At 66.4% G+C, this 12111-nt stretch carries 12 protein-coding genes and 1 pseudogene; 8 read left to right on the top strand and 5 right to left on the bottom strand.

The window, feature by feature from the left end:
- Positions 1-20: 20 nt before the first annotated feature.
- From E8F12_RS05935 to E8F12_RS05925, 3 genes and pseudogenes are all read right to left on the bottom strand, one after another.
- A pseudogene (locus E8F12_RS05935) lies at positions 21-335 on the bottom strand (alanine:cation symporter family protein); the annotation flags it as partial.
- A 161-nt stretch (positions 336-496) separates the two neighbouring features.
- On the bottom strand, positions 497-1315 hold the full coding sequence (locus E8F12_RS05930) for an alpha/beta hydrolase (RefSeq protein ID WP_280324354.1): 819 nt from the start codon (positions 1313-1315) through the stop codon (positions 497-499).
- 253 nt (positions 1316-1568) lie between these two features.
- Positions 1569-2462, bottom strand: a complete 894-nt coding sequence (locus tag E8F12_RS05925; protein WP_280324353.1) for a LysR family transcriptional regulator — start codon at positions 2460-2462, stop codon at positions 1569-1571.
- A gap of 105 nt (positions 2463-2567) precedes the next feature.
- Between E8F12_RS05925 and E8F12_RS05920 the strand changes: the two genes are divergently transcribed.
- From E8F12_RS05920 to E8F12_RS05905, 4 genes are read left to right on the top strand one after another with little or no spacing between them, the layout of a single operon-like run.
- A complete protein-coding gene (locus E8F12_RS05920) occupies positions 2568-3236 on the top strand; it encodes an RraA family protein (protein ID WP_280324352.1) in 669 nt (222 codons plus the stop codon).
- Positions 3233-3898: an RraA family protein gene (locus tag E8F12_RS05915; RefSeq protein WP_280324351.1), complete on the top strand. Its 666-nt coding sequence runs from the start codon at positions 3233-3235 to the stop codon at positions 3896-3898. Before E8F12_RS05920 ends, E8F12_RS05915 begins: the two co-directional genes overlap by 4 nt.
- Complete coding sequence (locus E8F12_RS05910) at positions 3895-4533, top strand: dimethylmenaquinone methyltransferase (protein WP_280324350.1); 639 nt, start codon at positions 3895-3897, stop codon at positions 4531-4533. Before E8F12_RS05915 ends, E8F12_RS05910 begins: the two co-directional genes overlap by 4 nt.
- Entirely contained in the window at positions 4530-5744 is a 1215-nt protein-coding gene (locus tag E8F12_RS05905) for a pyridoxal phosphate-dependent aminotransferase (RefSeq protein ID WP_280324349.1), read from the top strand. Before E8F12_RS05910 ends, E8F12_RS05905 begins: the two co-directional genes overlap by 4 nt.
- A 14-nt stretch (positions 5745-5758) precedes the next feature.
- On the opposite strand, the gene E8F12_RS05900 is transcribed toward E8F12_RS05905, so the two are convergent.
- Both E8F12_RS05900 and E8F12_RS05895 read right to left on the bottom strand, forming a co-directional pair.
- A complete protein-coding gene (locus tag E8F12_RS05900; protein WP_280324348.1) occupies positions 5759-6502 on the bottom strand; it encodes an alpha/beta fold hydrolase in 744 nt (247 codons plus the stop codon).
- A gap of 45 nt (positions 6503-6547) precedes the next feature.
- On the bottom strand, positions 6548-7471 hold the full coding sequence (locus tag E8F12_RS05895; protein ID WP_280324347.1) for a LysR substrate-binding domain-containing protein: 924 nt from the start codon (positions 7469-7471) through the stop codon (positions 6548-6550).
- Between the two features lie 529 nt (positions 7472-8000).
- Between E8F12_RS05895 and E8F12_RS05890 the strand changes: the two genes are divergently transcribed.
- The 4 genes from E8F12_RS05890 to E8F12_RS05875 all read left to right on the top strand — a co-directional run bounded on the left by E8F12_RS05890 (position 8001) and on the right by E8F12_RS05875 (position 12104).
- Positions 8001-9377, top strand: a complete 1377-nt coding sequence (locus E8F12_RS05890) for an MFS family transporter (RefSeq protein WP_280324346.1) — start codon at positions 8001-8003, stop codon at positions 9375-9377.
- A gap of 108 nt (positions 9378-9485) precedes the next feature.
- Entirely contained in the window at positions 9486-10010 is a 525-nt protein-coding gene (locus tag E8F12_RS05885; protein ID WP_280324345.1) for a thiamine pyrophosphate-binding protein, read from the top strand.
- Complete coding sequence (locus E8F12_RS05880; protein WP_280324344.1) at positions 9998-10597, top strand: thiamine pyrophosphate-dependent enzyme; 600 nt, start codon at positions 9998-10000, stop codon at positions 10595-10597. The genes E8F12_RS05885 and E8F12_RS05880 overlap by 13 nt, the downstream gene beginning before the upstream one ends.
- A 19-nt stretch (positions 10598-10616) precedes the next feature.
- Positions 10617-12104, top strand: a complete 1488-nt coding sequence (locus E8F12_RS05875) for an aldehyde dehydrogenase (RefSeq protein ID WP_280324343.1) — start codon at positions 10617-10619, stop codon at positions 12102-12104.
- Positions 12105-12111 lie beyond the last annotated feature (7 nt).

The raw sequence follows: 12111 nt of genomic DNA, 5'->3' as shown, positions 1-12111 counted from the left end.
GGCAGCGCCTCTCACCTCGCTCAGCTTCTGCCCACCGCCGTTTCGCCAAGGCTTTCCGGGCCATCGGCTGCTTTGCGCGACTCGACCTGGGTGGCTGGCCAGGCGCCCGGGTCCAGATCGAGGTCGGCGAACCGGCTGGGGTCGAACACCGGAACCGTGATACCGGCCTTGCGTTGCTCGTCGTAGTCGCGCCGCACGCGCAGGCCGACCTTGAACAGCATGGCCAGGGCCAACAGGTTGACCAGCGCCAGCAGCGTCATGGTGATGTCGGCGAAGGCGAACACGGTGCCCAGGTCCTCGATGGCGCCCTAGAAGATCAGCAGCAGGACCTTGCCGGAGAGAAAGGCGTTGAGGGTTTCGAGCATGAGAGTCTCCTCGTTCTTGTTCTGTGGAGCGTTTCCGGAACGCATGGGAAGCCGCCGCGACCGGCGGGGCGGGCGTAGGGGAATCCGTCAGCGTTGGGAGGGTTCAGCGCGCCGCGTGGCCGCCGAGTGCGTCAACCAGCAGCGCAGAAGCGATGCAGATGGGCGATGCGTTCCCACATGGCAGTGGGGTTGGAGTACATGGGGAAGTGGCCGCAGTTGCGGATTTGCGCCAGGTGCACGCCCTGGCTCTGGATGTACGCCAGGTAGCTGAGCGAGGCGTTCTGCTCGCCGTACATGAACATGCGTGGGAAGGGCAGGGCGAGGAACTTGTCCATCAGCTCGCCGTGGTCGGACAGCTCTACCATGGACTCGAAGATGCCGCGCACCGCGCCGGCCCGCACCTTGTGGCGCAGGCTGGCGGCGTAGAGCGCGCTGGCGTAGGACGGGGCATGGCGGGTGCGTTCGATGAAGTGGTCGAAGAAGCGCTCGGCGTCATCCTGCGCATGGTCGTGGATCTGCCGGCTGAGGAAGCAGTCTTCCGGGGCGATGTTGCCTTCGATGTCGACGAAACTGAGCACTCGATCCGGGTGCTGGTGGGCCAGCATCAGCGAGGTCAGTCCGCCCATGGAGTGGCCGACGAGATGAAAGCGCTCGATGTCGAAGTGCTCCAGCATGTCCAACGCGGTCCTGACCAGGAAGGGAATGGAGATGCGCGATAGGTCGGCGCAGGCCGTTTCGCCGCAGCCCGGGGCGTCGTAGGCGAGGAAGGGATGCCCGTTAAAGGCGGCATGGCGCACGATGTCGGCGTAGTCCTCCTTGGTGGAGCCGAAGCCATGGAGGAAGACGATGGGCGCCTTGTCGCCGGCGCGATGCAAGGCGGCAACTGTCAGGTCTACCCCATCGATGGTCAGCGGCACGAGGGAACGGGTGAATTCTTGTTCTGTGGACACGTTGGCGGCTCCTGGGGCAAGGCGTTGGCGCAGTTGATTGCGCTGCCCCCTCACTCTCGGGTGAGCTTATCCTTCTGTAAATTCCTAAGTTGGTAAGCCATCCATACGCTTAACCTATGGATAGTTGATGCGCACGGTTACGTAGGTTGCGGCTGAGCTATGCGAAGCCCAACGAGACCGTGCCCGGTGATCCTTCGTTGAACCTCGCGGGCTCGGGCCAGCGTGGCCCGCACCAACCGACTCCAGAGAGCTTTCAGGCATCCGCCGCCAACTGCGCCACCATTGCGTCCACCAACGGGTTGGGCCGTGCGGCATTCCACACCGCGGCGGTGGTCACCACGCCGAGCCTGGGTGTGATCGGCTTCAGCACCACGTTGTCCGGTGCCAGCTTCTTCATCGAGGCGGGCACCAGGGCGACTCCCTGGCCGCAACTGACGAAAGCGATCTGCGACGCGACCGAGCGAACCTCGTGCAGCACGCGCGGGGAGAGGCCATTGGCCTTGCACACGCCGATCAGGTAGTCGAAGTAGTTCGGGCTGACCTGGCGTGAGGACATCACCAGCGGTTCGTCCGCGAGGCTGGCGAGGGTCAGGCGCTGGCGCGCGGCGAGCGGATGGTCGCGGAGGATGGCGACCGCCAGGCGGTCCTCGGTCAGCGGCACGGAGCGGATGTCCTTGCCGAGGTTGCCCTCCAGTCGCGCGAAGGCCAGGTCGATATCGCCTGATTCCAGGGCGGGGATGGCTTCCGCGCTGTCGATCTCCCGAACGGCCACGGTGATCTGCGGGTGCTCGGCCTTGAAACGGTCGATCAGGGGCGGCAGAACATCGATCATGGCGTTGGTGATGGCGCCGATGGTCAGCACGCCGGCCTGGCCGGACACCGCTTCCAGCACCGCCAGCTCCAGGCGCTCCAGCTGGTCGGCGAACTTGCGCACGGCGGGGAGGATGGCGGCGCCCGCCGGGGTCAGCTGCGCACCCCGGCGAGAGCGCTCGAACAGCTTGATCTTCAGGGCGTGTTCAAGGATCTGGATCTGCTCGGTCAGCGGTGGCTGGGACATGCCCAGCCGCTTGGCCGCGCGGCTGAAGCTTTGTTCCTCGGCCACCGCGAGGAACAGCCAGAGGTGCCGGATCAGGCGGAAGTTGATCATGGTCATTCCATAGGTTGGGCGTATGGGAGCGTTACTTGATCAGGAATATACCTATGGATATAGCCCGCCGATACTCGGGCCTCCACACAACAAGGTCCGCTTCCCATGAACGCAACCAACGCCCTGAATCGACTGTCCGCGCTGGACACCAACACGGTGTCCGACGCCCTGGACTTCCTCGGCCTGCCCGGCGCCACCGTCGGCCTGCGGCCGCTCTGGAACTGCCCGACGATCGTCGGCCGCGCCAGTACCGTGCAACTGGCCCCCAAGCAGGACGCCAACCCCACGGTTCACCTGATCACGCCCGTAGTAGCGGGCATCGATACCGATGACCGCGTGCTGGTGATCGCCGGTGGCGTGGAGGGCATCTCCAGCTGGGGCGACATCCTCGCCAACGCGGCCCGCCAGAAGGGCATCCGTGGCTCGGTGATCGACGGCTTCAGTCGCGACATCAAGGGCAGCGCGGAGATCGGCTACCCGGTCTACGGCCGGGGCGTGACCATGATCAGCGCGCGCAACCGCCTGGTGCAGGTCGATTCTGGCTGCAAGGTTCGCATGGGCGGCGTGGAGGTAAACGAGGACGACTACGTGATCGCCGATGAGTGCGGCACCGTCTTCGTTCCGGCCGAAGTCATCGAAGCAGTGCTCGAGCTCGCCGAACGCATAGACCGCCGCCAGGCGGGCATGGTGGAGGCGGTGAGGGCAGGACGCTCGGTGGAGAGCGTGATGCACGACAGCCAGTTCGAAGCCATCAAGGCGGAGGCCGGCGCATGAACGCAGCAGACAAGGAGCTCGTCGCCCTGTTCGAGGGCCTGGATACGCCGGCCGTGTCCGATGCCATGGACAAGCTGGGGCTGCCCGGCCAGTGCCTGGATATCGCGCCCCTGGCCGATTACCAGCAGGTCACCGTGGGCCCGGCCTTCACCGTGCAGTACGTCTGCGCCAGCACCCCGCCCGGCACCGTGGGCGACTTCATCGACGACGTGGCGCCGGGTGACGTCGTGGTGATCGCCAACGGCGGCCGCACCGACTGCACCGTGTGGGGCGACATCATGACCCAGTACGCCCTGGCGCGCGGCATCGCCGGCACCGTGATCGACGGCGTCTGCCGCGACGTGATTAAGGCCCTGGGCGAAGGCTACCCGCTATTCACCAGGGGGCGCTTCATGCGCACCGGCAAGGACCGCGTCGAGGTGGTGGCGGTGAACCAGCCGGTGAGTATCGGAACCGCGCGTGCCTGCGCCCGCGACATAGTGGTCGCCGACGCCAATGGCGTGGTGCTGGTGCCCCGTGGCCGCGCCCGCGAGGTGGCCGAATGCGCCCGTCAGATCGAGAAGGTCGAAGCGCAGATCCGCGAGCAGATCGCCAGTGGCAAGACCCTGAAAGAAGCCCGGGCCGCGCTCGGCTATCACGACCTGCAGAGGAAATCCCAATGAGCGCCAACTTCGACATCGGCTCCGTAGCCCAACGCGCCAAGGCGCTCGGTAGCTCCACCCTGTACGAAGCCTCCGGGCTGCCGACCGCCGTGGACCCGGCGATCCGCCCCGTCTGGCGTGGCGCCTTCATTGCCGCCCCGGCCTATCCGCTGGAGTGTTCGCCGGGTGACAACCTGGCCCTGCACCTGGCCCTGGAGCGCGCCCCGCAAGGCAGCGTGCTGGTGGTGGGCACCGGTAACTTCCTCGCCGGTTACTGGGGCGAAGTGCTCACCGTGGCGGCCCAGGCGGCCGGTGTGGTCGGCCTGGTGATCGATGGCGGCGTGCGCGATATCCAGGCCATCGAGAAGCTGGGCTTCCCGGTGTTTTCCCGTGGCGTGTCGGTGAAGGGCACCGTCAAGGCCACCGCGCCCTCCATCGGGGCGCCCATTCCGTTCAACGGCGCTCAGGTCGCGCCGGGCGACCTGGTGGTGGCCGATGACGATGGCGTGGTGATCATTCCCCGGGCCGAGGTGGAGCGCACCCTGGCCGAGGGCGAGGCGCGCGCCGACAAGGAAGCGCGGATGATGGCGGCGCTGCGCGAAGGGCGCACCACCGTCGAGCTGATGGGCCTCGAACGCCAGGAGGTGGGCCAGTGAGCCGGGACTTTCAGGGCCTCAATCGCCGTCTTGCGGCTGCTCAGCCCTCAGCAACTTATCGAATCATTGATCGTGTCGCCGCACGCCGCGCTGAAGGCGCCACCATTATCTCGCTGTGCGCCGGAGAGCCCGACTTCGACACCCCAGCGCATATCCGCCAGGCCGCCATCGCGGCGATAGACGCCGGCCACACCCGCTATACCCAGGTCGCAGGCCTGCGTGTGCTGCGTGAGGCCGTCGCCGCCAAGTTCCGCGACGAGAATGGACTGCAGGCGGATTGGGAGAGCACGCTGGTGTGCAGCGGCGGCAAACAGGTGATCTACAACGCCCTGGCCGCCACCCTGAACGAGGGCGACGAAGTCATCATCCCGGCGCCTTACTGGGTGAGCTACCCGGAGATGGTCCAGCTCTGCGGCGGCCATTCGCGCATCGTTACCTGCGGTGCCGACAGCGGCTTCAAGCTGACGGCCCAGGCGCTGCAGAGCGCCATTGGCGCGGATACCCGCTGGCTGATTCTCAACTCGCCGTCCAACCCCACCGGCGCCGTGTACAGCCGCGAGGAACTGCGTGCCCTGGCCGACGTGCTGCTGGAGCATCCGCAGGTGCTGGTCCTCTCGGACGACATCTACGAGCACCTGATCTTCGACCGCGCCGAGTTCCATACCATCGCCCAGGTCGAGCCACGCCTGGCCGAGCGCACCCTGACCATGAACGGGGTCTCCAAGGCCTACGCCATGACTGGCTGGCGCATCGGCTTCGCCACCGGCCCGCGCTGGCTGCTGGAGGCCATGGAGAAACTGCAGGGCCAGCAGACTTCGGGGGCCTGTTCCATTTCCCAGCACGCGGCGGTTGCCGCCTTGCGCGGGCCGAAGGACTTCATTCGCGAGAGCCGTGAGGTGTTCCAGCGTCGCCGGGACTTCATGGTGGCCATGCTCAACGACACGCCCGGCATCCGCTGCGACATGCCGGCAGGGGCCTTCTACGCCTTCGCCGACTGCTCCGCGTTGATCGGCAAGGTATCGCCGGGTGGTCGCGGACTGTTCAGCGACGAGGATGCGGCCCACGCCCTGCTGGACGAGGCCAGTGTCGCGGTGGTGCCCGGCAGCGCCTTTGGCCTGGACGGGTACATCCGCATCGCGTATGCGCTGGATGATGCGTCGCTGCACGCGGCGTGCGAGGCGATCCGGAGCTTCTGCCTGAAGACAAAGTAGCCCATCCTGCTGATTCAAAGGGTGTAGACGAACTCCGGCTGGGACTGCTCGATGGCGTCCATGGCAAGCCACTCCCTGAGCAGGCTGGTGGTGAGCGCCGGCTGCTCCAACGGCGGGAGGTGGCCGCAGTCCGGCAGGATTTCCAGCCGCGAGCCGGGAATCCGCTCATGCATCAGGCGGGCCTCGGCGACGGGCGTGAGCTGGTCGTCGGCACCGACCACGATCAGCGTCGGCACGCGAATGCCGGGGAGCAGGGGCACGGCGTCGGGGCGGTCGATGATCGCCTGCTGCTGGCGGATGAAGCCTTCCTTGCCCACGGCCACCGCCATCTGCTGCACCGTGGCGGAGACGTGGGAGTCCAGCCAGCGCGGGTGGATCAGGCGTGGCATCAGTTGCGGGCTGACGCCGATGAAGCGGCCGCGATGGGCAAGCTGCAGCAGCCCCCTGCGGGTGGCGGCGCGCTCCGCCGAGTCGAGGCTGGCCATGGTGTCGAACAGGGCCAGGCGCTGCACTCGCTCCGGCGCCTGGCGCATGATTTCGAAGGCCACATAGCCACCCATGGAAAGCGCCGCCAGGGCGAAGCGGTGCGGGGCTTCGTCCAGCACGCGGCGGGCCATGGCGGGAATGCTGTCGACGCGGGTGAGGTCGGCGACGCGCACCGTCCGCTCACCGGCCAGGTCGGCGGTCTGTTGCGCCCAGAGGCGTTGGTCGTTGAGAAGGCCCGGCAGCATGACCAGGGCGTCAGGGTTCAGATCCATGGAGAACTCGACTCAATCGGGATACGTGGGGGCAGACCAGGTGCGTCAGAGCATATGGCCGGCCCAGATGTTGCGGGCTACCAGGTCGGCGGTGATCTCGACGAAGGACTCGCCGACGAACTTCGCCGCCGGGCTGACGCGACGGTCGGCCGGATAGACCAGCACCAGCTTGCGCATGGGCTCCGGGTCGATCAGTGGCGCGGCGGTCAGCGTGCCGTTCTGCACCAGGGCGTAGATGGGCGCCAGGGGCAGGAAGGTGAGGCCGAAACCGTTGCGCACCAGGTCGATCATGGCGCCGAAGGAGTCGGCCTCTACATTGCAACGCAGTTTCACCTCGGCCTGCCGCGCGCACTCCTCGACAATGCTGCGCAGGCCGTGGCGCTGGCTCGGCACCACCACCTGCTGCTCGCGGATGTCGCTGAAACGCACCGGGGTATCCAGGCGCAGGCCGGCATCGGCCGGACCCACCAGCATCAGGTTTTCCATCAGCACGGGCTGGATGCGCAGGGTGTGCAAGGGCTGCGGGTCGTAGGAGAACGCCAGGTCCAGCTCGCCGCGCTGCAGCCAGTCCAGCAGGTAGCCGCTGAAGGCGGAGGAGAAGCGCACCACCAGGTGCGGGTGGTCGTCGCGGACCTTGCGTACCAGGGGAACGGTGACGATCTCCGCAATCGTGGGCGTGGTGCCGATGGTGACGCTGCCCCGGAAGGAGGAACGCCCGCCGGTTGCCGTGGTGCGGATGGACTCCATCTCCTCGAGGATGCGCGAGGCGTGGGCGACCACCTCCCGGCCGATATCGGTGACTTCCATACCGCGTCCGTGGCGCTCGAACAGGTAGGTGCCAAGCTCCTGCTCCAGATGGCGAATCTGCCGGCTGAGAGCCGGTTGGGCGATGTGCAGGCGGTCGGCAGCCTTACTGAGGCTGCCCAGTTCGGCGACGTGGATCAGGGTCTTGAGCTGAACGATGTCCATCGATGAACCATTGACGAGGGGCAGATTAAGAGCCTGGCCCGCAGGGGCGGCTGCGCTGTGGAGTGTAATGCCATTCGGCCTGGGACGAACCCCGGCGTGCCGGACCGGGATGCACTGCTCGATCCTTCCAGGGGCGGCCGGAGCACTGCGGGCGGGCCTTTGCGGGCGAGCGATAACATTTGGGCATAGCTGATAGATACAGGGTCCGGCTTATTCGTCGGCCCCGGCTGGGGTAGCGTGGTCCCCGTGAGTACCCGCTGCCCCTGGAGGCGGCGCAAGACAAGAACAAGAGCTCCGAGGGCCTGCCCCATGATTCACAACGCCTCGCGATTCCCTGTCCCATCGGTCCGTGCCGCCCGGCTCGTTCGAAGTCCCGCCCAGCATCCTCCGGCGCTGACGCCGGCATCCGTGTGTTCGCCGACCGAGCGCTGATCCGCTCCCACGCCTGACAACCTGCAGTCGCGCATTCCGAGCGAGCCACCGTGGCCGACGCTCAGTCCCGGCTCGCCTCGAAGAAAGGACAACAACAATGACCTCATCCGCTTCCGAGCAGCTCCACTCCGCCAACGACCCCGGCCTGAAGTCGGCGCGCAGTCGCGCCCGCTCCATCCTGGGCGCCTGTTCCGGCAACCTGGTGGAGTGGTACGACTTCTTCATCTACGCCTATACCTCGATCTACTTCGCCGCCGCCTTCTTCCCCAAGGGCGACCAGACCACCCAGCTACTGGCCACCGCCGGCGTCTTCGCCGTGGGTTTCTTCATGCGCCCGCTGGGCGGCTGGCTGTTCGGCTGGATCGCCGACACCCGCGGGCGCAAGGTCTCGATGATCATCTCGGTGTTCCTGATGTGCGCGGGCTCGCTGCTGATCGCGCTGATGCCGACCTATGAAAGCATTGGCATCGCCGCGCCGATCCTGCTGCTGATCGCCAGGCTCATCCAGGGCCTGTCCGTCGGCGCCGAGTACGGCACGGGCGCAACCTACATCAGCGAAATGGCCACTCCCGGACGGCGCGGGTTCTTCGGCTCCTTCCAGTACTTCACCATCATCGCCGGGCAGATCCTCGCGCTCCTCACAGTGGTCACCCTGCAGCAGACCCTGAGCAAGGAAGAGCTGACCGAGTGGGGCTGGCGCATCCCGTTCTTCATCGGTGCCCTGAGCGCGGTAGTGGTGGTCTACCTGCGCCGTGCGATGCATGAAAGCGCTTCGAAGAAGGACATGCACAAGAAGGAGGCCGGCTCGCTCAAGGGGCTGCTCCAGCACAAGCGCGCCGTGGCCCTGGTGATCGCCTTCACCATCGGTGGATCGTTGTACTTCTATACCTTCACCACCTACATGCAGAAGTTCCTGGTGATCTCGGTCGGGCTGCCGGCGGAGACGGTAAGTTTCGTCATGACCGCCGCGCTGGTGTGCTTCATGCTCTGCCAGCCGTTCTTCGGCATGCTCGCCGATCGGCTGGGCGTGAAGACCCACATGCTGCTGTTCTCCGGGCTCGCCATGCTGATCGTGGTGCCCCTGCTGTTCGCCCTGCGTTCGGTTGGCAGTCCCTTCGTCGCCTTCCTCCTGGTGTTCACGGGCCTGGCCATCGCCTCGCTCTACACGCCGATCTCCGGCCTGGTAAAGGCCGAACTCTTCCCGGCATCGGTGCGCGCCCTCGGGGTGGGCTTCCCCTACGCCATCGGCAACGCCCTGTTCGGTGGTACGGCCGAGTACGTGGCGCTGTCGTTCCGCTCCCAAGGGGTGGAGACCTACTTCTTCTTCTACGTCGCCTGTGTGCTGGCCGTGACGTTCATCGCCTCGCTGCTGATGCCCGACCTGACCCGTTACGGCTACCTCGACGGCAGTGGTGAAATCGAACAGAAGACCGGCTTCAAGCGCGTCGGAGCCGTCTCCGGCGCCCACTCCTGAGCTATGCCGAGCGGGCATATCTCGTTGAAAAAAACGGTAGTCGTCGCTGACTGCCAAGCCCCGCAGAATCGAAAAAAACACAGGGCATCAAGCCTTTCGGAGACAAGCATGACAACACCCGAAATCGACTGGCAGGTGGACGTGTTCAACGTCCTCAAGGCTCACGACGTCAAGCACGTGGTCTACGTGCCGGACGCCGGCCACTCCGCCGCCATTCGCATGTCCATCGCCGACCCAGAGATCCATGACGTGGTGCTGACCACCGAGGAAGAGGGCATCGGCTACCTGGCCGGCGCCTGGCTTGGCGGCGAGCGCGGTGCGCTGCTGATGCAGTCCAGCGGCGTGGGCAACTGCATCAACAACCTGGCCCTGCAGGTTTGCGCACGCTTCCCGCTGCTGATGGTGGTGACCATGCGCGGCGACTGGGCCGAGTTCAACCCCTGGCAGAACCCTATGGGCCAGGCCACCGAAGCTTCGCTGAAGCTGATGGGCGTGATGACCTGGCAAGCCGACGATCCCAAGGACGTGGCGCCGCTGCTGCATGGCGCGGCCACCATGGCGTTCAACGGCGATTCCGCTACCGCGCTGCTGCTGGGGCAGCGCCTGATTGGAGAAAAGAAATGGGTCAAGTAAGCGCCAACCACATCCTCGACCGTCGCGAAGTGGTCAAGACCCTGCTGGCCGACCGCAGCGACCTGCTGGTGGTCACCGGGCTGGGTTCGGCTTCCTACGACGTGATGGCCGCCGGGGACCACGACAACAACTACTACCTCTGGGCTGCCATGGGCAGCGCTGCCATGGTCGGCCTGGGCATCGCCAAGGCGCAACCGGACAAATCCGTCGTGGTCGTGACCGGCGACGGCGAGATGCTGATGGGCTTCGGCTCCCTGGCCACCATCGCCCTGCAGAAGCCGGCCAACCTGACCATCGTGGTGCTGGACAACGGCCACTTCGGCGAAACCGGCATGCAGGTCAGCCATGCCGGCCACGGCATCGCCCTGGACCAGGTGGCGAAGACCTGTGGCTTCGGCTGGACGGACGAGGTCCGCGACATGGAAGGCGTGCACCGGCTGCGCGAGCAGATCGCCGTCCGCGATGCCGGCGTGAAGCTCGCCACCGTCAAGATCAAGGCGGAGAACCCGCCGCGCGTGCTGCCGCCGCGTGATGGCAGCTACATCAAGAACCGCTTCCGTGCGGCTCTTGGTCACCCGCCCATCTGACTGTCGAGAGGTGACTACCATGTCCAATCCCGAGCGCTTCCAGAACCTGGTCGATGGCCAGTACCGCACCAGCAGCACCGGGCGCTGGCTGGCGACGGCCAACCCCTTCACCGGCGCCGAGTGGGCCGAGGTACCGCAGTGCGGCGCCGAAGATGCCGCCCTGGCCATCGAGGCCGCGCACCGGGCCTTCAGCAGCGGCCCCTGGCCGAAACTGTCGGCCACCTCGAGGGGCAAGCTGCTGCGCCGCCTGGGCGACCTGATCGCCCGCGATGCGGAGAAGCTCGCGGCCATCGAGGTCCGCGACAACGGCAAGCTGTACGCCGAGATGCTGGGGCAATTGCGCTACCTGCCGGAGTGGTTCTATTACTTCGGCGGCCTGGCGGACAAGATCGAAGGCGGCGTGCTGCCCAGCGACAAGCCGCAGATCTTCTCCTACACCAAGCGCGAGCCCCTGGGCGTGGTGGTGGCCATCACGCCCTGGAATTCCCCGCTCATGCTGCTGACCTGGAAGCTGGCGCCGGCGCTCGCCGCCGGCAACACGGTGGTGATCAAGCCGTCCGAGTTCACCTCCTGCTCCACCCTGGCGCTCATGGCGCTGGTGAAGGAGGCGGGCTTCCCGGATGGCGTGGTCAACACCGTCACCGGCTTCGGCCATGAAGTGGGGCCGATCCTGGTCAGCCATCCGCTGGTGGCCAAGGTAGCTTTCACCGGCGGTGACGCTACCGGCGCCGCGGTCTACGCCCAGGCGGCGAAGCACATCAAGCACGTCACCCTGGAGCTGGGCGGCAAGTCGCCGAACATCGTATTCGCCGACGCCAATATCGAGCACGCGGTGAAGGGCGCCATCTCTGGCATCTTCGCCGCCTCCGGGCAGACCTGCATCGCCGGCTCGCGCCTGCTGGTGCAGCGCAGCGTCTACCAGGAAGTCAGCGAGAAGGTGGTGGACCTGGCCCGCACCGCGAAACTCGGCGACCCGATGCTGGAAAGCACCCAGGTCGGCCCGATCACCACCCAGCCACAACGGGACAAGGTGCTGCAGTACATCGATGTCGCCCGCGAGGGTGGCGCCGAATGCCTGCTGGGGGGCAAGCGCCCCGAGGCGGCGGAACTGGCCAATGGCTGGTTCGTCGAGCCGACCATCTTCGGCGACGTGAACAACCAGATGCGCATCGCCCGCGAGGAGGTCTTCGGCCCCGTGCTGTCGATCATTCCCTTCGACGACGAGGACGAAGCGATCAGCATCGCCAACGACACCCCCTATGGGCTGGCCGCAGGTATCTGGACCTCGGATATCCGCCGCGCCTTCCGCGTCACCGATCAGGTCCGTGCCGGCACCGTCTGGGTCAACACCTACCGCGCCGTGAGCTTCATGGCGCCCTTCGGCGGTTACAAGCAGAGCGGTATCGGCCGGGAGAACGGCCAGGTGGCCATCGAGGATTACCTGCAGACCAAGAGCGTCTGGGTGAACCTCGCCGAAGACGTCCCCAACCCCTTTGTCCTGCGTTGAGGAAAGA

This window comes from Pseudomonas sp. BN102, assembly GCF_029871245.1.
GTDB lineage: Bacteria > Pseudomonadota > Gammaproteobacteria > Pseudomonadales > Pseudomonadaceae > Metapseudomonas.
Note: the sequence above shows the minus strand (reverse complement) of the source record. Positions and strands in the feature narration are given on the sequence as shown.

Excerpts from the sequence above, each read along its gene's own strand:
- E8F12_RS05880 (WP_280324344.1), top strand. The coding sequence starts at position 9,998 with ATGGGTCAAGTAAGCGCCAACCACATCCTCGACCGTCGCGAAGTGGTC.
- E8F12_RS05915 (WP_280324351.1), top strand. The coding sequence starts at position 3,233 with ATGAACGCAGCAGACAAGGAGCTCGTCGCCCTGTTCGAGGGCCTGGAT.
- E8F12_RS05920 (WP_280324352.1), top strand. The coding sequence starts at position 2,568 with ATGAACGCAACCAACGCCCTGAATCGACTGTCCGCGCTGGACACCAAC.
- E8F12_RS05910 (WP_280324350.1), top strand. The coding sequence starts at position 3,895 with ATGAGCGCCAACTTCGACATCGGCTCCGTAGCCCAACGCGCCAAGGCG.
- E8F12_RS05875 (WP_280324343.1), top strand. The coding sequence starts at position 10,617 with ATGTCCAATCCCGAGCGCTTCCAGAACCTGGTCGATGGCCAGTACCGC.
- E8F12_RS05885 (WP_280324345.1), top strand. The coding sequence starts at position 9,486 with ATGACAACACCCGAAATCGACTGGCAGGTGGACGTGTTCAACGTCCTC.
- E8F12_RS05895 (WP_280324347.1), bottom strand. The coding sequence starts at position 7,471 with ATGGACATCGTTCAGCTCAAGACCCTGATCCACGTCGCCGAACTGGGC.
- E8F12_RS05890 (WP_280324346.1), top strand. The coding sequence starts at position 8,001 with ATGACCTCATCCGCTTCCGAGCAGCTCCACTCCGCCAACGACCCCGGC.
- E8F12_RS05900 (WP_280324348.1), bottom strand. The coding sequence starts at position 6,502 with ATGGATCTGAACCCTGACGCCCTGGTCATGCTGCCGGGCCTTCTCAAC.
- E8F12_RS05925 (WP_280324353.1), bottom strand. The coding sequence starts at position 2,462 with ATGATCAACTTCCGCCTGATCCGGCACCTCTGGCTGTTCCTCGCGGTG.